This window comes from Desulfopila inferna (assembly GCF_016919005.1).
GTDB classification, from domain to species: domain Bacteria; phylum Desulfobacterota; class Desulfobulbia; order Desulfobulbales; family Desulfocapsaceae; genus Desulfopila_A; species Desulfopila_A inferna.
This window is the reverse complement of sequence record NZ_JAFFQE010000003.1, coordinates 138795-158900: the sequence shown is the minus strand read 5'-3', so window position 1 is coordinate 158900 and position 20106 is coordinate 138795. Positions and strand designations below refer to the sequence as shown.

Here is a 20106-nt window from a genome sequence, read left to right as displayed (position 1 = left end):
TAAATCATGAAGCAACGTGGAGAAAAACTATGAAGATTCTGAAAATTGACCATCTTGGTATTGCTGTTAATAGTATTAATGATGGAAAAAATTTCTGGTCCGAGGTTCTGGGACTTGAGTTCGAAGGAGCCGAGACTGTTGCCGAGCAAAAGGTAACCACCGCATTTTTTCCTGTAGGTGAAAGTGAGGTAGAGCTTCTTGAATCCACTTCCCCCGATGGTCCCGTAGCCAAATTCATCGAAAAGAGAGGGCAGGGATTTCAACATGTAGCCTTCCGTGTGGAAAATATTGAAGAGGCCCTGGCCGAACTCAAGGCCAAAGATATTCAGTTGATCGACCAAACTCCCAGAATCGGAGCAGGTGGAGCGAAGATTGCCTTTCTGCATCCCAAGGCCACCGGGGGGATACTGGTTGAATTATGTGAACGGTCTTAATCAGTATCCGGAATAAAATCAACGAACCCAATGCCAATAATGACGAGGAGCATCACATGAGTGAACATCCGGATTTCGACAAATGGAAGGAACTTGCAAGCAAACAGATGAAAGGCCGGCCGGTCGAAGAGCTTGAGTGGATGACCCCGGAGGGAATCCGGGTAAAACCGCTGTATACCGCCGAAGACATAGAGGGCATGGAAACCGTCAATACCCTGCCGGGCATGGAACCCTATGTACGGGGACCCATGGCGACAATGTATGCCGGCCGTCCCTGGACCATCCGACAATATGCCGGCTTCTCCACGGCCAAGGAATCAAATGCCTTTTACAGACGGGCTCTGGATGCCGGCCAGAAAGGTCTTTCGGTTGCCTTTGATCTTGCCACTCATCGAGGTTATGATTCTGATCACCCACGGGTTTCCGGCGATATCGGCAAGGCAGGCGTTGCCATCGATTCGGTTGAGGATATGAAGATTCTCTTTGACGGCATCCCCCTGGATAAGATGTCTGTTTCCATGACCATGAACGGTGCCGTTATCCCCATCCTGGCCGGCTATATAGTTGCTGCCGAAGAACAGGGAGTCAAACATGAACAACTTACCGGCACCATTCAGAATGACATTCTCAAGGAATATCTGACCAGGAACACCTATATTTATCCGCCGGTGCCCTCGATGCGGATTATCTCCGATATTATGGCCTTTTCCTCCAAAAACATGCCGAAGTATAATACCATCAGCATCAGCGGCTACCATATGATGGAGGCGGGAGCCAACTCCGTTTTGCAGACCGCATTTACATTGGCTGACGGTGTCGAGTATGTCAAGGCCGCACTGAAGGCCGGCATGGATGTCGATTCCTTTGCGCCCAGACTTTCCTTTTTCTTCGGCATCGGCATGAACTTTTTCATGGATATCGCCATGCTCAGAGCTGCCCGTTTTCTCTGGCACCGGCAGATGAGCAGGTTCAATCCGAAAAATCCCAAATCCTCGATGCTGCGCACTCATTGCCAGACCTCGGGATGGAGTCTGACCGAGCAGGATCCTTACAACAATGTTATTCGCACGACTCTCGAGGCCATGTCCGCGGTTCTGGGCGGCACCCAGTCGCTGCATACAAACTCCTTTGATGAGGCCATTGGCCTGCCCACGGATTTTTCCGCGCGCATTGCCCGCAACACCCAGATCCTCATTCAGGAAGAAACGGAGGTCTGCCATGTTGTCGATCCTCTGGGCGGTTCCTATTATGTCGAGGCGCTGACCAAGAGCATCGTCGACGAGGCGCAGAAGATAATCGATGAGATCGAGGAACTTGGCGGTATGGCAAAAGCCATCGAATCAGGTATGCCGAAAATGCGCATCGAAGAATCAGCTGCCCGTAAGCAGGCTAGAATCGATCAGGGCAGCGATGTTATTGTCGGTGTCAATAAATACAAACTGCCCAACGAAAAGATCGACTTTGAGGTCCGCGAAGTTCCTGCCACCGTCCGTGATGAGCAGGTTGCCAGGCTTAAGGAAATCAAGGCGACACGAGATAATAACGCCGTGGAAAAGGCCCTGGCGGATCTGACCAGGGCGGCCGAGTCGGACGGCAATATTCTCGAGGCAGCGCTGCCTGCGGTCAGGGCCAGGGCAACGGTTGGAGAAATTTCCGATGCATTGGAGAAGGTCTTCGGCAGATATGTCGCCACCACGCGCTGCATCTCGGGAGCCTACTCCTCTGAATTCGGAGCCAGCGGCAACGTGATCGAGGCTTTGCGCCAACGTACCGCCGCCTTCCTGGAAAAGAATGGAAGAAGGCCTCGTATGCTGGTTACGAAAATGGGCCAGGACGGACATGACCGCGGCATCAAAGTCATTGCCAGCTCCTATGCCGATCTGGGATTTGATGTAGACATCAGTCCTATGTTTCAGACGCCGGCCGAAGCTGCCAAGATGGCGGTGGAAAATGATGTCCATGTCGTGGGCGCCTCCAGCCTCGCTGCCGGTCATAAGACCTTGATTCCCGCCTTGATAGAAGAACTCGGCAAGCTGGGCGGTGAGGAAATCATGGTGGTGGCGGGTGGGGTCATCCCTCCGGCGGATTATGATTTTCTTTATAAAGCCGGCGTGAAAGCCGTATTCGGGCCGGGTACCCCGGTACCGGTCTCGGCGGATAAGACACTGACTTTGCTGGAAGAGAAATATTGACCTGGAAAATTTAAGGAGTAAGACCTGGGTCTTATTCCTTAAAAAATAATTCAAGTGATGCGCCTCAGGATTTAATTATGGTTAAGGACACACAGTACTATATCGACGGGGTTATCGCCGGAGATCGTCTCGTGCTTGCCCGTACCATAACACTTATTGAAAGTTCACTGGCAGGGCATCAGGCACTGGCCCGGACTATCATCGACTCCCTTCTTCCCAGAACGGGAAACGCGGTAAGGCTCGGAATCACCGGAGTGCCGGGAGCCGGGAAAAGCACCTTTATCGAAAGCTTCGGGACCATGCTGACCGAAATGGGCCTTCGTGTAGCGGTACTGGCGATAGATCCAAGCAGTGGCCGCAGTGGCGGCTCCATACTCGGCGACAAGACCAGGATGGAGAAGCTGGCCGTCAATGACAAAGCCTTTATCCGACCATCGCCATCCAGCGGGACCCTTGGCGGGGTCGCCGGAAAAACCCGGGAGACCATGCTTGTCTGTGAGGCTGCGGGCTTTGATGTTATCATTATCGAAACTGTCGGTGTAGGCCAGTCCGAAACCACCGTTGCCTCGATGGTCGATTTTTTTCTGGTGCTGATGATAGCGGGAGCAGGCGACGAACTGCAGGGAATAAAGAAAGGGGTGCTCGAAGTAGCCGATGCCATTGTCATCAACAAGGCCGATAGAGACAATGTCGGCAAGGCGGAACTGGCCCGCAAGGAATATCAGGCCGCCCTGCATCTATTGATGCCGTACAGTCCCAACTGGACGGTGCCGGTATTGACCTGCAGTGCTTTGGAAAAGGTTGGGATAGAGGAAATATGGCAGGCCGTCGAAGAGCATCGCCGGGCCCTGACGGATAGCGGAGAGTTCTATCAAAAGCGAAAAGATCAGGCGAGACAGTGGTTTGGGTTTCTCCTTGACGAAGGACTCAAGGACTGGTTTTACAACAGTGCGAAGGTAAAAAAGACCATTCCCGGCCTACTCGGGGAAATAGAGCAGGAACACACCTCGCCTACAGTGGCTGCCGCACGGCTCCTCTCTCTTCTCGACGACACGGTTTAACTAAAGGCCATCTTGAAAAGGTGGCCTTTAGTTATTTGGTAACTCTTCAGCAAGAAGCTAACCCCTGAAAGCCGCAAGTGGCCGGGATAAGTACCTTGGCGGTAAGTGTAAGTTGCCTAAAGGTAGTTTCCCTTTTCTTGTTTTTTATGTCAGCTTTTGGGGAGTAAGGTACTAAAAACCGGCAGTTTTGCCTGAATAGTTACGTTATTTGTACCATCCCGCATACTTGATATAGCTTTGGGCTATGCGCTCGATTTGACCGGAGATAAGCTCCTCACTGATATCCTTGATCTTCTTTGCAGGAACTCCCGCATAGATGCAGCCGGATTCCACCGTTGTCCCGGTGGTGACCACTGCCCCGGCGGCAATAATGGTATTGGAATTGACGATGCAGTCATCCATGACAATGGAGCCCATGCCGATAAGAACATTGTCTTCAATCGTGCAGCCATGCACGATGGCGTTATGGGCTATGGAGACATTACTGCCGATATTGGTTGGTGATTTCTTATAGGTACCGTGGATCACAGCCCCATCCTGCACATTCACCCTGTCCGCCATTCTGATATAGTTGACATCGCCGCGAAGAATGGCATTGAACCAGATGCTGCACTGGTTTCCCATCTCCACATCACCGATTATGACGGCGGTATCGGCAAAAAAACAGTCCGCTCCAAATTGAGGCTTTTTCCCTCTGATTTCTTTGATGATCATCTTTTCTGAAAGGGTTGATTGTTATAGTTCAACGGGGAAGAGCGACTTGTCCCATTCCTTATCATATAAAGTTATATGCGTTTGCAGAGTTGTAAAGGGAAAAAGGTTGAAAGAAAGGGCATGGAAATATTGTCCATGTCCTTTCTCGGAGAGTGGTGCTACTCGATAACGCACAAAACAGCACCTTTAGCCACAGTGTCGCCGCTTTTAAAACTATTTTCCTTGATGACACCGTCACAGGGCGCCCCCAAAGCGTTTTCCATCTTCATGGCTTCAAGAACAACGACCGTTTCACCCTTACTGACTTTGTCGCCTATGTTTTTGGCATAACTGACGATCATACCGGGCATAGGTGCCAAGAGAAGCGTACCTGTCCTGCTGGTGGAGGCCGGTGCGGGATTGGCACTCTGTGAAGTTGCCGCCGGCGCTGGATTGGCGGGAGCAGAGGCCGGCTGCGTGGGCTGTGCAGGCTGGGGTGCTGCATTCTGCCGCGGCATGGAGACCACTGGACCGCCCACCGGATCAACCTCGACACTGAAATACTCCTGGTCGACGAAGACGTTGAAGGTACGCACTGCCTCGGTTTTTTCAGGAGTATCGCCTTTTTTCTCGACTAACTTTCCTTCTTTCGCCTTTTTCAGCAGTGCATCTCTTTTGGCGACTTCTTCCAGGGTAATAGGCTTGACGCTTTCCGGCGGCTCTGTTTTGCCGTATTTCCATTCCAGAAATTTTCTCCCCGTCACCGGAAACTGGGCGTAGAGAATAAGATCGTCCATATCAACGGCAAGGTCGCCGATTTCCGCCTTGGCTTTCTCCAGTTCGGGTTCAAGTACTTCGGCGGGACGGCAGGTGATCGGTTCTTCGCCGCGCGGATATCCCTTCAGTGCCTTTTTCTGAACTTCTTCATTGATGGGGACCGCGGTTTTGCCGTAGAGGCCGTAGCAGAGATCCTTCACCTGCCCGGTGATCATTTTATAGCGTTCATCCGGGGTGTCATGCAGAACATTGTTCACTGTCTGGACGCCGACGATCTGGCTTGTCGGGGTGACCAGAGGGATCTGGCCCAGATCTTTACGAACCCGGGGAAGCTCCTTATAGACCTCGTCGATCTTGTCCAGAGCGTCCATTTCACGAAGCTGGTTGACCAGATTCGAGAGCATGCCGCCAGGGGTCTGGTGCAGGAGAACGTTGATATCAATGATGGAAACCTTGGAGTCATCAAGCAGATGCTTGTATTTCGGCATGACCTTCTTCTCCAGGACCTCGTTGATGTCCGCCAGTTTCTTGATGTCGAAACCGGTGTCGCGATTCGTTCCCAGCAGTGCCATGACCAGCGGTTCGACGGCGGCATGCGATGTCCTGTAGGCATACGGGGTCATGCAGGTGTCTATGATATCGACACCGGCCTCAATCGCCTTGAGGTGGGTCATGGGCGACATTCCTGAGGTGAAGTGGCTATGCAGGTGGATCGGAATGGATACCGCTTCTTTCAAAGCTTTGACCAGAGGATATGCATCATAGGGCGCCATCAGTCCGGCCATGTCCTTGACGCAGATGGTATCCGCTCCCATGGATTCAAGCTCTTTGGCCTTGTTGACATAATAGTCAAGATTATAGACATCACCGCCCAGACGTGGCTCGGTCAGGGTATAGCAGATACAGCCTTGAAAATGCTTACCGCTCTTTTTGATCTGTTTGACCACGGTCTCAAAATTGCGGTAGTCGTTGAGCGCATCAAAGGTCCTGAAGACGTCCATACCGTTTTCCGCGGCCCGGTCGACGAAGGCATAGGCCAGATCGTCGGCATAGTTGCGATATCCCACCAGGTTCTGAGCTCTGAGAAGCATGGAGAAAGGGGTTTTTTTGATATAGCGCTTCAGGGTGCGCAGTCTTTCCCATGGATCTTCGTTGAGGAAGCGGTGCATGGTATCGAAAGTTGCGCCGCCCCAGGTTTCAATAGCCCAGAAGCCTACCTCATCCATCATTTCGGCGACCGGAATCATATCTTCGGTGCGGCCGCGCGTGGCGAACAGTGACTGATGGCCATCGCGAATACTCAGGTCCATTATTTTCAGAGGATTTCCCGCCTTTGGGCGGTCGCTGTCATATTGTAATTCGGTCATTTTTACTTGGTCACTCATCACTCCATCTCCTTACCTGGTCGGTTAAACATGATGGTATAACTCTCTTAATCTGCTTTGCATTAAGCATACTGTCTTGATTCCACTTGAAAAGTCGCCTGTATAAAAGCAGCGGATTTGTGGGTACCTTGTCATGTTGGCATCTAATGAGGTCATTCGAATTTTTAAAATGCTGTTCCAGATCAGTACCCCCTTGAGGGTATAAGAACCTTGGGACAGACTATTTTTTTTTAAGAAAACGTTCTGTAAGGTGTTAACCCAGCTGAGCTGGATAAGAACCTTTAGACAGATTATTTTCTTGCAAAAAAACAAGAAAAAATCTGTAAGATTCTAAAAGCGTGAAAAAGCCTTCATTTGTATCAGTTGACGCATGTTCATCATGTCCTGTCGTCCACTGAGTCCCCAGAGATTCAACTCCTGTTGAGGCGCTTGCGAGGTTGCAGCACATGCACCCTGCTGCTGGATTGCCTCCTCCTGTAAATAGGCATTTACCGCTGCAAGTGCGGCTGCTATCTTCTTGTTTGCTTCTGCCATTGGTGTACTCACGTATTGAAAAAAATATGTTTACGCTGAACATCCCATTATGCAGGTACTCGGGAATAATCAGGCGCGAAAGGGCGCTGCCATGGTTCACCCATAAATTGCATATTCGGTTTCCTGGTCGAGAATCTGGTCAATTTCACCCTGAATCATCATCCTTTTCTCATTGTTGACCCATTTGTTCCAGTCTTCCACGGATCGCCAGGTGCTGATAACCATTGTTTCACCGGGTTCATCTATGCGCTGCAGGGTTTCGCCGGAAATATATCCGGGTTGGCTCAATGTCAGGCCGCGCAGTTTCTTTAACAACATCGTAAGTTCGATAACGTGTACTTCAGATGCTTTTCTTTTGATGAATATTTTTACAGCCATGGAATTCTCCTTTATCTAGGTAGAGAAATACTGTATTTCTCCCATCGGTCCGCTAGAGAGCGCAGCGCAAGGGGAAAGAATTTACAGAGGTATATTGCCATGCTTCTTCATGGGATTGGTGTCCCGCTTGTTCTTGATAAGGTTTAATGCCCTGCAGATTCGTGTACGGGTGCGGGCCGGCTCTATAATGTCATCAATGTAGCCTCTTTGCGCGGCAACGTATGGATTGGCAACTTTATCCTGATACTCCTTCTCCTTTTCCGCAAGAAAGGCGGCTGGATTCTCCTGTTTTTTAGCCTCCCTTCCGTAGAGTACACCGACTGCCCCCCGAGCGCCCATGACGGCAATTTCCGAAGTGGGCCAGGCATAATTGATATCGCCCCGCAGATGCTTCGAAGACATAACGCAATAGGCGCCGCCGTATGCCTTCCTCGTGATAACAGTTACTTTAGGAATAGTGGCCTCGGCGTAGGCATAGAGAATTTTTGCACCGTTACGGATGACGCCGCCATATTCCTGGGCTGTTCCCGGCAGAAAACCCGGAACATCGACGAAGGTGACTACGGGAATGTTGAAACAGTCGCAGAAGCGGACAAAACGGGCTCCCTTGATTGAAGAATCTATATCGAGCACACCGGAGAGATGGGCCGGCTGGTTGGCGACAATACCAACGCTCATACCGTTGTAGCGGGCAAAGCCGGTGATCAGGTTCGGGGCAAAAGTCTCTTTGACTTCATGGAAATCCCGGTTGTCAACAGACTGCAGGATAACCTCCTTCATATCATAGGCTTCGTTATGATTGTCGGGAATAAAGCTGTTCAGTTCCGCAGATGTCCTGGTGACCGGATCGTCACAGGGAACCTGAGGGGTGGTTTCCAGATTGTTCTGCGGCAGGAATGAGAGTAATTTTTTGATATAGTTTATAGCGTCTTCACCCGATTCGGCGGCATAGTCGCTCACTCCGCTCCTGCTGGCATGCATCTCGGCGCCGCCGAGTTCCTCGACGGTGACGTCTTCATGGGTGACGGATTTGACTACCTTCGGTCCGGTGAGAAACATATAGGACTGCTTTTTGACCATGGTGACAAAGTCGGTCAAAGCCGGTGAGTAGACAGCCCCTCCCGCGCAGGGTCCAAAAATGGCGGAAATTTGAGGAACAACTCCAGAGGCCATGACGTTGCGCTGGAATATTTCCGAGTAACCGGCCAGGCTTTCAATTCCCTCTTGAATGCGGGCACCGCCTGAATCATTCAATCCAATCACCGGGGCACCGTTTTTCATAGCCAGATCCATAATTTTACAGATCTTCTCGGCAAATGTTTCAGAAAGAGAGCCGCCCAGTACCGTAAAATCCTGGGCAAAGACATAGACGCTGCGGTTATCTACGGTGCCAAAGCCGGTGACCACTCCGTCGCCGGGAAATTGTTTGTCTTCCATGCCGAAATCGCGGCACCTATGGAGCTTGAACATGTCGAATTCTTCAAAAGAGCCGGGATCCAGGAGCATCTCAATGCGCTCCCTCGCCGTATAACGTCCCTCGGAGTGGATTTTGTCAATCCTCTTCTGACCACCTCCAAGACGTGCTTCCGCGCGTAATTTCATCAGGTGATCGAGTTGGTCGTTCGCTTTCATACAGTCTCCTTCGTGCAGAGAAATCCATCTTAGTCAAACGAAGATCCGTGATGTTTGACGAACCTGCCGTTTTTGTTTGCAGTTCCGATCCGCCAGCTTCAGATGAGCTCAACCGGCCATGGGCTCATCTGGGAGTCGGATTGTGTTGCCGTCCGAAGTACTTTTCGGCCGGCAACAGTATCAAAATACTTCTTTACAGAGTTTACCAAGGCTGCCGAGATCGCGGCAGACATGAATGCCTCCCGCCTCCATGGCAGTGATCTTGGCTTCCGCCGTGCCCTGACCGCCGCTGACGATAGCACCGGCGTGACCCATGCGTCTGCCCGGAGGCGCGGTGAGGCCGGCAATGAAGCCGACTACAGGTTTACTCATATTCGCCGATATCCAGGCGGAGGCCTCTTCCTCGGCATTGCCGCCGATTTCGCCGACCATGACAACCGACTCGGTTGCCCCGTCTTCATTGAAGGCTTTGAGACAGTCGAGAAAACCTGTACCGTTGACCGGATCGCCGCCTATGCCGATGCAGGTGGTCTGGCCGAGGCCGTATTGGGTGAGCTGATGAACTACCTCGTAGGTCAGGGTTCCCGAACGGGAGACAACGCCGACCGGCCCACCGGGTTTATGGATCTGCCCGGGCATAATGCCTATCTTGCATTCGCCCGGTGTGATTATTCCCGGACAGTTCGGGCCTATCAGGCGGGAGTCCTTCCGGGCCAGATAATTTTTTATACGTAGCATATCCATCACCGGAATACCTTCGGTGATACATACGATCATTTCCATTCCGGCATCTGTTGCCTCAAGAATGGCGTCGGCTGCGAAGGGCGGCGGAACCAGGATCATCGAAGCGTTGGCCCCGGTCTGCCTGCGTGCTTCCGCGACTGTATTGAAGACGGGAATACCGTCCATCTCCTGGCCGCCTTTGCCGGGTGTAACTCCGGCAACGATATTGGTGCCGTATTCGGCGCATTGGCGGGTGTGAAACTGTCCTTCCTTGCCGGTAATGCCCTGGACGAGGACGCGTGTTTGAGAATTGATGAAAATGCTCATGGTGTTCCTTTATACATGTTGAAGTATTCGTAACTATTCAGGTCTATTCCAATTTGGCCACCCCCATCTTCTAAAGACGTCGGTGGTGTGCAGCCGATTCTTCGGATCAGGATACGATATCCGCAATTTTGCGGGCTGCATCGGCAAGATCGGTGGCATTAATCAGAGACATGCCCGACTCGGCGAGAATCCGGCGCCCCTCCTCGACATTGGTGCCTTCCATACGCACAACCACAGGGACGTTGAGCTGAACCTTGCCGGCCGCCTGGACAACTCCCTGGGCCAGGACATCACAGCGCAGGATGCCGCCGAAGATATTAACGAGAATAGCCTTTACCTTGGGATCACTGAGAATAATTCTGAAACCGTTTTCAACCATTTCGGCATCGGCGCCGCCTCCGACATCAAGGAAATTAGCCGGTTCCGCTCCCGCCTGCTTGATAATGTCCATGGTGGCCATGGCCAGACCTGCACCGTTGACCATATTGCCGACATTGCCGTCGAGGTTGATATAGTTGAGATTGTATTTGGCCGCCTCCGCCTCCGCCTCGTCATCTTCATTGGGATCGTGCATCTCGACGATATCCGGATGTCTGTACAGGGCGTTGGAATCAATGTCCACTTTGGCGTCAAGGGCTATGACCTCATTTTCTTCGGTGACGATAAGGGGATTTATCTCTACCATGGAGCAGTCATAATCGACAAAGAGGGTGTAGAGGCTGCGCAAGATCTTGCCAAAGGATTTCATCAGCACGGAATCAAGTTCCAGGCCGAACATTACCTGCCGCAAATGATAGCCTTGTATGCCAATGAGCGGGTTGATGGGAACCTTGATGATTCTCTCGGGACTTTTTTCAGCAACTTCTTCGATATCCATACCGCCGTCCTGGCTGGCGACTATGGTAATGCTTGCCGTTTCACGATCCGGAATGATGGAGAGATATAATTCTTTTTTGATATTGACGCCTTTCTCGATCAGCACTGTTTTTACCAGTCGGCCCTGGGGGCCCGTCTGCTTGGTTACCAGGGTCATGCCGAGGATTGCATCGGCCGCTGCCTCGACTTCTGCTCGATCGCGGGCCAGCTTGACGCCGCCGCCCTTGCCTCTGCCGCCCGCATGGATCTGGGCCTTTACCGCCACCGGCAGACCGAGTTTGTCGGCAATATCAACGACCCCCTGCCGGTCTGTGCTGGTGTCGCCCTGAGGTACCGGGACATCGTATTTGCGAAAAAGTTGTTTGGCCTGATATTCATGGATTTTCATAAATTTTTCCTGTTTTTCTACAACCGGCCGGGTGGTGCCGGTTTTTTCATAGGCTTCATAAAAAGGCAGGGGATGTTAAGCCCTGCCGCCTGTACTGTCTTATTTTTTCGGATATCCCATATCCGTCAAAGTTTCGGTTATCTCCTCGAGTATGGATGGATCATCGATGGTCGACGGCATGTTATAGGCCTTGCCGGAAGCGATGGAGCGCATGGTACCCCGCAGGATTTTTCCGGAACGGGTCTTGGGCAGTCTGGCTACTACTGTCGACTCCCGGAAACAGGCAATCGGGCCGATGGCTTCCCTTACCATTTTGACAAGTTCGTCCTGGATCTCCCTGACATCCCGGGTGACGCCCGCCTTGAGGACAAAGAAGCCTACGGGCAGCTGCCCCTTGAGTTTGTCCTCGGTGCCGATAACAGCGCATTCGGCAATGTCGGGATGATTGGCGATAACCTCTTCCATGGCACCGGTGGAGAGACGATGACCGGCAATGTTAATGACATCGTCCATTCGTCCCATAACATACACATAACCGTCTTCATCTATATAACCGCCGTCGCTGGTCTCGTAATAGCCGGGGAAGGAAGTCATATAGGATTTAATGAATCGATCATCGTTGCGCCACAAATTGACCAATGTTCCCGGAGGCAGCGGAAGTTTGACCACAATGTTGCCTTCCTTGCCCCTTTCAACTTCATGACATTCACTGTCGAGGATGCGAATGTCATATCCCGGGACGGGTTTGGTCGGTGAGCCTGGTTTGACCGGGAACTCTTCAATGCCACGGCAATTGGCGGCAATAGCCCAGGCGGTTTCGGTCTGCCACCAGTGATCGATTACGGGGACGCCAAGCATATTCGCCGCCCAGTGATAGGTGTCGGGATCGAGCCGTTCACCGGCGAGATAGAGGCATTCGAAATGAGAGATATCATATTTTTTCAGGAAAGTCCCGTTAGGATCTTCCTTTTTAATGGCGCGAAAGGCCGTGGGGGCGGTAAAGAGCGTTTTAACTTTATGCTCGGCGATGACCCGCCAGAAAGCACCTGCATCGGGGGTGCCGATGGGTTTGCCTTCATAAAAGACCGATGTAGCGCCGATCAGCAAGGGCGCGTAGACGATATAAGAATGTCCCACCACCCAGCCGACGTCGGAGGCCGACCACCAGACGTCGCCCGGATCGATGTCATAGATAGCCTTCATGCTCCAGGCCAGGGCCACGGCATGACCGCCGTTGTCTCTGAGAACTCCCTTGGGCATTCCCGTTGTGCCTGAGGTGTAGAGGATATAAAGTGGATCGGTTGCATCGAGTTCAACGCACTCTGCGGGCCGGCTCTTCTGCGCCAACTCGTTCCAGTCGATATCCCTGTCTGCGGTCATATCCGCCTTGAGGAAATCGCGCTGGAAAAGAATAACCTTTTCCACCTCGTGGACAGATTGTTTCAGAGCGCTGTCGACCATGGGTTTGTAGGCGAGTTTTTTGACGCCTTCGACGGCACCGGAGGCGGTAATCAATACTTTGGGTTGGGCGTGATCTATACGGATGGCAAGCTCATGCGGGGCAAAGCCGCCGAAAACTACGGAATGGATGGCGCCGATCCGGGCACACGCCAGCATGGCAATCGCTGCCTCCGGGATCATGGGCATATATATGACCACGGTATCGCCTTTTGTGACTCCAAGGCTTAGCAGGCCTCCGGCAAAATGGGAGATTTTTTCCTGCAGTTCCCGGTAGGTTATTTTGGTGATTGTGTTGGTTACGGGACTGTCGTATATGATTGCTGTCTGATCGGCACGACCTCTTTCCACATGTCGATCGACCGCGTTATAGCATGTATTCATCTTGCCGCCTTTGAACCAGCGGTAAAATGGGGGGTTGGAGGAATCAAGGACTTTTTCGCATTCCTTATACCAGTCTATTCCTCTGGCGGCCTCGCCCCAAAACTTCTCAGGTTCGTTGATACTTTGAGAAAATACAGCATCGTAATTCGACATAATAGCCCTCGTTTTGTTTTTGTTGGGTCCCCTGAGTTCCTTGTGCTCAAATGGTTTACGGAACTACTCTTTGTTTTTCGTCTAATCTCCTCCTTCAGGGTACGACTCTATCTGAAAGTGCCATGTATATTTGCAATGATAATCTTATAAAAATGTGCCACAAAACTCCAGGTTGGCAGATAAAAAGTCCGCAACGCGGAAAGACCGGGCAGTTTTCGAGGCCATCAAAATTGTTTGAACAAAAGCTGAGAATGTTCTTCCCGATCAAGCAGACGGGGGTGCAATATCCCCCGCCAAACCATACCGAACATGATATTGGCGTGTTCAACCAGGCTGTCCTGCTTGCCTCTCTGTATCCACATAAAGAAACTGCGCTGCACGAATCCCATCAGGAAGTCGAGGAGCACAGAGGCATCCACCCGGTCGTTGAGAATTCCCTCTTGCTGTCCCTGGCTCAGTACCTTGACGACCAGGTTCATCATCCTTCGCTGTTCGAAAGTTTCGTCGGCCATCCAGGTCTTCATGGGAAGCGTCATGAAGACAATGCGGCCCAATCCTTCATGTTTTTCGTAATACTCAATCTGGAGCCAGAAAACTTTGCGCAGCTTTTCCTGAAGATTCTCAACTCCTTGTACGTGATCGACGATGCGGTCGGTAAGCTTGCCCATCCATACATCGACGAAGGCGAAGACCAGCCTCTCCTTGCTGCCGTAATGTTTGTAGATGGTGGTGAAGCTGACTCCCGCCCTTTCGGCGACATCTCTGATGCTGGCCTTATGGAAGTCGGACCGGGAGAAAACCTCCAGTACGGCAGCCTCGAGTCGCTTGTGGATATCAGGTTTAAGGGTGTTTAACATCGTTACTGACATCCGAAATAAGGGTTAAGGTGAAAGTTGCGGTATGCATTTATATATCTATAATAGCATTCAAATTCGAAGATGGACTAAGTTGTGAAAGCGACAGTAATTTTCTTTTTGTTGTTATGATATTCGGTGATGTTATTTTTGTTATCAGTCTGTTATGTTTAGATAAATCTTTATATAAACGTTTAAATCGTTCGAATCAAAAGAACATTGTTACTGTCATTGGTATTGTCTTAATCCAACTATGTGTAATTTTCAAGAGAAAAATACATTATTATCATTCGAAAATACCCGTTGTGCGAGGAAGTTAATCAAAATCAGGGTGATATCAACTTCAGACGATTTATGAAAATAGTGGCGGGGACAGGGAAATAATCGAGAGTATCATTAAAGAGGTGAAAAAGAATAGAGATTTGCGAAATCGAATCGTTTGGTGCCCAGAGTATGCACCGAGGATCAAGCGCTGTCCAGAAATACTCGTGCTCTTTCGGAAACCTCGGCGGTAAGCTGCAGGACCTTTACGGCCAACTCTATCGGCAGTGAACCGGTTCCGCAGGATGGAGCGATGAAGGTCTGTTCCATAAGCTCCTTTTGGGAAAAACCGAAAGAGGATAGAAACTCGAGTTGCACCTGCCATTTTTTAAACAGGCTTTCAGCGTCAACCACCTGGAGAACCCCGGGGTCTCCGGTGGGTACGATGCCCCAGGCCAGGATGCCGCCTCGCTTAATGTAGCGGGTGAGCTGTTCCCTATAGAGGGTGAAGTTGTCAAAATAAAAATAAGCGTCGAAGCTGATGATGTCGGCGGCCGAAGAAAGGGCAGGACTCCAGTCGCCGTTGGCGCAGATATGAATTCCGGCGAGGCCTCCTGCTCCCTGAATGCCGGCAACCACCTCGGCCACTGCCTCGGAGACCATCTCTTTGGAAATACCGACGAAGGCGCTTGAGCCGAAGCTGACAATACCGGGTTCGTCGATAAATATAATCGGAGAGGCCGTTCCGGTTAGTTCTTTGAGCTTTACGATTTGCCAGCAGGCTTTGAGGGTGAGGAGTTTGATCAGCATATCCCGCAGTCCGTCATCGTAGAAAATGGATCTGTTCTCCTGGTCCTTTACTCCGATACCTGTGGTTACCGGGCCGGTGATTTGTCCTTTGAGTGTAATAAAGGATTGCCGCCGGGCTTTCATGGTATTGATAAATACCTCGAACCCCGTGGCGGTTTCGGCATTCAGAGCAAACCTGGAACCTGTGGAAAAAACGGAACCGGACTTTTCTTCAATTTCCATATATTCCTGATAAAAGGCAGTCATCTGCTCTTCAAAATCGGATACACCGGTGTCGATCCAAAACCGTCCTCCATCTTCCTGCAGTCCCGGGAACCCCGAGATAAACTGACGAACCATCCCTTCCCGGGGAAGTTTGGGTAATTGAGGCCACAGCGGAATTTCCGGAGTATATGAGAGAATGACTTCCGTGGCTTTCTGATGGTCAGTCAGCGGAAGACTGCCGATCAGGATGGGTAAGCATTTCGGTTTGAACATAATCGTTACCGGTTAACATGCAAAAGTTCAGGATGTAAGGTTTTTTGTCTTTCTGATATTATATCTTGAGCTGTCGGTTTAAAAGAGGTCAGCCTTCTTAGGCGCCATCAAAATTAAATAGCTACTACTATCTTAATAAAAAAGAAAGCATGGGAGGTGAATTATTTCCAGATTGGATAATATTCACCAACTTTCTCAATAACCACGAGATTAATAAAAGAGTTATTTTCAAGGTAGTTTGAAGATATTTTGATTCTGACCAACGAGAGGATTATAATCTTCTGAAGCCAAGGCAAATACGGGTGCGCAATTGGCAATAGTTGAAGCGGGATGCGAGTGAAAGTTGCTTATCTGTTCAACTGCTGGTTTACTATAAGATAAAGAGTTTTTTCTTTTGCATATACAGGGTATCTTCCTGGTTCTGAGGCACCTGCTGCCGCAGGTAAAAACCTTCGATAAAATAGTTGCAGGCTCAAAAAAAATGATGCTGATATTTGATTGATTTGTGGTTATTAAGTAGTTCTCCGGGAAGATACGTTAATGAGGTAAGATGGATGGACTGTCAACTGGAAGACGTGGGCGTGCGAATGCTGAAGAATTGATGACGTCGTAAAAATCCCAATCCTTATTGAAATATTTTTTTATCTGGTTATCTGAGCGCTTTGTGGTAACTTTTTTACGAGATTATCGAGAATGATTAATGCGATCTTTATTGGACCGATTCTGAAAAAGGTTGTTTTAAACAGATCTCAGGGTTTGAGAAAATAACTAATAAAACCTAACTTTTTCTATTGTACATTTTTTTAATGAGGCTAAGCCAATGCAGGTACGAAGAAATCGATGGTTGCCGCTGGTAGCAAAATAGTGTATACAGCAACAGCACAAAGAGAATGTATGTATTTATTGTGTACAATCTGAAGTTTGTATATCTTTAAAAGGGGGATAATGGGATCATCTGCATTGTTGCCCATTGATAGTCAACCACAGAAAAAGGAGGATAAAAAGGCAAATCGTACGTTGTTTCCAGGTATTAATTAATTCGCTTAATTTTAACCAAAGGGAGAATGTAGAATGTTCTTAAAAAAACGAATTGTTTGTGTCACCTTGATAAGCATGCTTTTTTTCGGTGCAAACACTGTTCTAGCTGAGCCGGAACTGACTCTTAAGTTTGCGGGACAGAACGCAACCGATCATCCGGCTACCGAAATGATGAACAAGATTGCCGAGCAGATTAAGGATAGAACAGATGGCCGCATTGAAGTTAGAGTTTTTCCTGCCAACCAGCTTGGCGACTACAGTCTGGTCTATGAAGAGCAGATTCGCGGAACCATTGACATGTCCTGTATCTCCGTTCCCAGCCAGTTTGATCCCCGGATGGAACTTATCTACATCAACGGATATGTCAGCGACTATGAAGATGCAAAGAAAGTTTTTGCACAGGATGGCTGGCTTTTCGGTAAGATGAACGAGTTCAACGAAAGGCTCGGCGTTAAGCTCCTGGGTTTCTATGTTGAGGGTATGATCGGGACCGGTACCACCAAAGCGGCCAATGAGCCCCTCAATCCTGATCTAGAGAAGGGTGTCCTTGTCCGTGTTCCGGATATGGACGTATATAACCTTGCCGCGCAGGCCATGGGCTACAATACCCAGACAGTTCCTTATGCCGACGTTTATCAGGCGATTCAGACCGGTGTTGTAGACGGCGTCAATGGTTACCCTGTAGCAGCTGCCTATACCGCTCTCGGCGATGTCCTCAAGCACTGGTATATGACCAACTACTCTATCGAGGTTCTCAACTACATGATCAGCGGCCAGACCTGGAACAAGATCAAGCCGGAAGATCAGGCCGTTATCCAGGAAATTCTTGCCGACGCCACCACCAGCAGTATTGATAACGCCAAGAATGTTGATAACCACTACATGGATCTCATGCGAGAGAAAGGCATAGAGGTTCACACCTACACCAAGGAAGAACTGCAGCCCATAATGAAGGCTTCTGCTTCTACTTGGCCGAAACTTGAAAGGAACATGACCAAGGAACTCATGGACGAATTCCGAGAAGAACTTGCACCAAAATGATCCTTTTTCACTTTTCAGCGTTAGTTTAATCGAAAAGCTGGGTCCGGGGGGTATGTGCTCCCCCGGCCTCAGACTACGCCATGGAGTTGTCCCGTGTCAGATATCAAGAATGAAGATGTATGTGCCACAACGGCTGAATGCGTTACTACCGTGGACGCACCTCAAAATATCTTCGACCGCATAATCATCAATTCTTTTTCCATCATCTGCTTTTCTTCTGCTGTTGTCCTTACTCTCACCATCTGTCTCGCCGCTTTTTTTCGTTATGTCCTCGAGAAGAATCTGTACGGCTATGAGGAATGGGTCAAAATACTTGCTTTCTGGCTCTATTTCATAGGAGCGGCAATCGGAGCCTATAGCCGCACCCACGTTTCCGCAGATCTGGTCAACGCCTATTTGCCCGATGGTAAACTTAAGGAGTTTTTAGTCGTTCTGAGAAATTTCATAACCGTCTGTGTAGGTGGGCTTTTTGCGTGGTACGGCTATGAATTCTTTATGTTCGGGTTTATGGGTCCTTTAGGCACCGGAATAGCTATTCCCAAGACAAGCGTTTGGAGAATTCCGCTGTGGCTGGGCTATTTATCCGTTTTCTTAGGCTTGCTTTTCATGGTCTACTACTTCGCCAGGGACCTGGTTCTCAGTCTGCGTGAATTGTTCAGGAGGAAAAAGAAATGATTTTTGTTGCGCTCGTAATTCTTGTGCTCTGCTTGATAATCGGCGTCCCGGTCCCGGTAAGCTTCATGGCTTCAGCGGCATGGTTGATATTTTTCGGTGGCCCCGCCGGGGATGGCTATCAGGCCACGCAGCTGCTCCCCTACGGATATGGCCAGATGAATTCCACATCGTTGATTGCCATTGCTCTGTTCATCGCCGCCGGCGGCATCATGGAGCGTGGAAAAATCGGCGAAAAACTGATTGATTTCGTCGATGTTTTTGTCGGGCACTTCAAGGGGGGACTGGGAATCGTCACCGTCATATCCTGTGCCATTGTCGGATCTATCGCCGGAGCTGCCTGTGCCACACTGTCCTGTGTCGGATCCATCATTTTTCCACGGTTTCATGCTGAAGGATATCCACGGGGGGTTGCCGCTGCACTTCTGGCAAACGCTTCACTTCTGGGACTGCTTATTCCGCCCAATGCAACCTTGATTATCTTCGCCTGGATAAGCGGTCAATCGGTGCTGGCATGTTTCCTCGCCACAGTTGTTCCCGGCTTCATTACCATTGCACTGCTCATCTCGGTGAACTGGTGGCTTCTCCGTCATAACACCACCATAAAAATAGGCGAAAAGAAAAACAGGACCAATAAAGACAGGATACGACTGTTCAAATCAAGGGGAAGGATGGCTCTGCCGGCGATGATGCTGCCGGTAATAGTTCTCGGAGGTATATACGGCGGAATAATGACCACCACAGAGGCATCGGCGATGGCCGTACTTTATGCGATCCCTGTCGGCTTGTTCGTTTATAAAGGGCTCAACCCGAAAAGCACCTATGAGGTAATGGTCGAAACTGCTGTTACCACCGGTGTCATCATGGTGATGCTCTATTCTGTGGCAATGCTGAGCCGGCTCTATATTCTGGAAGACCTCCCGGGCGTCTTGCTTGGCGTGTTCTATGCCATTTCCACTGACCCGCTCATGGTCATGTTCATGATCAATATCTTTCTTGTTATCCTGGGCATGCTCATGGATGATATCAGCGTAGTGGTCCTGTCGACACCGGTCCTTATGCCTATCATACTGGATTTGGGCTTCAATCCCATTCACTATGCCGCAATTGTCGGCGTCAACACGGGTCTTGGCTGCATCACCCCACCGGCGGCGCCTGTACTATATCTCTCCGGACGGCTGGGAGGAGCACCGATTGATGAGATGATGAAGCCCTGTCTGTGGTTCATCCTGTTATGCTGGATTCCGGTACTCTTCGTGACGGTATTTTTCCCCAAGCTATCCCTGTTCCTGCCCCATTATATAATGGGAACACCTTGGTAAAGGAGAAAGATGAAATTTTACCGTAATATCTTCGCTGTTCTGTGCTTTGCCTTTTTTCTTACCGGCATCACGACCAATTCGCCTTTTGCCTTCTTGGTCGCCATGTTTTGCGGGATATTGTCAAGGACGGCTGAAAAAAAAGGGTGGCCCGATCCCTTCAGCCCGAAACATGATCAGTTTCGATGAACACTTCAGGCCGCAGGGTGAGCTGCGTCAATATAGCCATTCGCCCTGAT

The 20106-nt window shown here is 50.1% G+C and carries 15 protein-coding genes and 1 pseudogene; 6 read left to right on the top strand and 10 right to left on the bottom strand.

Annotation, left to right across the window (positions count from 1 at the left end; translation table 11 throughout):
* The first annotated feature begins 29 nt into the window (after positions 1-29).
* The 3 genes from mce (at position 30) to meaB (ending at position 3687) form a co-directional block, all read left to right on the top strand.
* Positions 30-434: a methylmalonyl-CoA epimerase gene (gene mce, locus JWG88_RS08975; protein WP_205233395.1), complete on the top strand. Its 405-nt coding sequence runs from the start codon at positions 30-32 to the stop codon at positions 432-434.
* Positions 435-490: 56 nt separating this feature from the next.
* Positions 491-2626 carry a methylmalonyl-CoA mutase gene (scpA, locus tag JWG88_RS08970; protein ID WP_205233394.1) on the top strand — a complete coding sequence of 712 codons (2136 nt, stop codon included), beginning with the start codon at positions 491-493 and terminating at the stop codon, positions 2624-2626.
* A 77-nt stretch (positions 2627-2703) separates the two neighbouring features.
* Positions 2704-3687 carry a methylmalonyl Co-A mutase-associated GTPase MeaB gene (meaB, locus tag JWG88_RS08965; RefSeq protein ID WP_205233393.1) on the top strand — a complete coding sequence of 328 codons (984 nt, stop codon included), beginning with the start codon at positions 2704-2706 and terminating at the stop codon, positions 3685-3687.
* 204 nt (positions 3688-3891) lie between these two features.
* Here the strand turns inward: meaB and JWG88_RS08960 are convergent, their stop codons facing one another.
* The 10 genes and pseudogenes from JWG88_RS08960 to JWG88_RS08915 all read right to left on the bottom strand — a co-directional run bounded on the left by JWG88_RS08960 (position 3892) and on the right by JWG88_RS08915 (position 15797).
* Positions 3892-4401: a gamma carbonic anhydrase family protein gene (locus tag JWG88_RS08960; protein WP_205233392.1), complete on the bottom strand. Its 510-nt coding sequence runs from the start codon at positions 4399-4401 to the stop codon at positions 3892-3894.
* 158 nt (positions 4402-4559) lie between these two features.
* Positions 4560-6542, bottom strand: coding sequence for a pyruvate carboxylase subunit B (locus JWG88_RS08955; RefSeq protein ID WP_205233391.1), 1983 nt, complete (start codon positions 6540-6542; stop codon positions 4560-4562).
* A gap of 330 nt (positions 6543-6872) precedes the next feature.
* On the bottom strand, positions 6873-7076 hold the full coding sequence (locus JWG88_RS08950; protein ID WP_205233390.1) for a hypothetical protein: 204 nt from the start codon (positions 7074-7076) through the stop codon (positions 6873-6875).
* 96 nt (positions 7077-7172) lie between these two features.
* On the bottom strand, positions 7173-7454 hold the full coding sequence (locus JWG88_RS08945) for an antibiotic biosynthesis monooxygenase family protein (protein WP_205233389.1): 282 nt from the start codon (positions 7452-7454) through the stop codon (positions 7173-7175).
* A gap of 81 nt (positions 7455-7535) precedes the next feature.
* On the bottom strand, positions 7536-9086 hold the full coding sequence (locus tag JWG88_RS08940) for an acyl-CoA carboxylase subunit beta (RefSeq protein ID WP_205233388.1): 1551 nt from the start codon (positions 9084-9086) through the stop codon (positions 7536-7538).
* Between the two features lie 180 nt (positions 9087-9266).
* Positions 9267-10136 carry a succinate--CoA ligase subunit alpha gene (gene sucD / locus JWG88_RS08935; protein WP_205233387.1) on the bottom strand — a complete coding sequence of 290 codons (870 nt, stop codon included), beginning with the start codon at positions 10134-10136 and terminating at the stop codon, positions 9267-9269.
* Positions 10137-10242: 106 nt separating this feature from the next.
* Positions 10243-11400 carry an ADP-forming succinate--CoA ligase subunit beta gene (gene sucC / locus JWG88_RS08930; RefSeq protein WP_205233386.1) on the bottom strand — a complete coding sequence of 386 codons (1158 nt, stop codon included), beginning with the start codon at positions 11398-11400 and terminating at the stop codon, positions 10243-10245.
* A 99-nt stretch (positions 11401-11499) separates the two neighbouring features.
* Positions 11500-13401 (bottom strand): annotated as a pseudogene (locus JWG88_RS08925) (propionyl-CoA synthetase); the annotation flags it as partial.
* Between the two features lie 218 nt (positions 13402-13619).
* Positions 13620-14252 carry a TetR/AcrR family transcriptional regulator gene (locus JWG88_RS08920; protein ID WP_205233385.1) on the bottom strand — a complete coding sequence of 211 codons (633 nt, stop codon included), beginning with the start codon at positions 14250-14252 and terminating at the stop codon, positions 13620-13622.
* Positions 14253-14714: 462 nt separating this feature from the next.
* Positions 14715-15797, bottom strand: a complete 1083-nt coding sequence (locus JWG88_RS08915; RefSeq protein ID WP_205233384.1) for a uroporphyrinogen decarboxylase/cobalamine-independent methonine synthase family protein — start codon at positions 15795-15797, stop codon at positions 14715-14717.
* Between the two features lie 1071 nt (positions 15798-16868).
* On the opposite strand from JWG88_RS08915, the gene dctP reads away from it, so the two are divergent.
* The 3 genes from dctP to JWG88_RS08900 all read left to right on the top strand — a co-directional run bounded on the left by dctP (position 16869) and on the right by JWG88_RS08900 (position 19870).
* A complete protein-coding gene (dctP, locus tag JWG88_RS08910) occupies positions 16869-17876 on the top strand; it encodes a TRAP transporter substrate-binding protein DctP (RefSeq protein ID WP_205233383.1) in 1008 nt (335 codons plus the stop codon).
* A 93-nt stretch (positions 17877-17969) separates the two neighbouring features.
* The gene (locus JWG88_RS08905; protein WP_205233382.1) at positions 17970-18551 is read left to right on the top strand and encodes a TRAP transporter small permease subunit; all 582 of its coding nucleotides are present in this window, start codon (positions 17970-17972) and stop codon (positions 18549-18551) included.
* Complete coding sequence (locus JWG88_RS08900) at positions 18548-19870, top strand: TRAP transporter large permease (RefSeq protein WP_205233381.1); 1323 nt, start codon at positions 18548-18550, stop codon at positions 19868-19870. Before JWG88_RS08905 ends, JWG88_RS08900 begins: the two co-directional genes overlap by 4 nt.
* Positions 19871-20106: the final 236 nt, after the last annotated feature.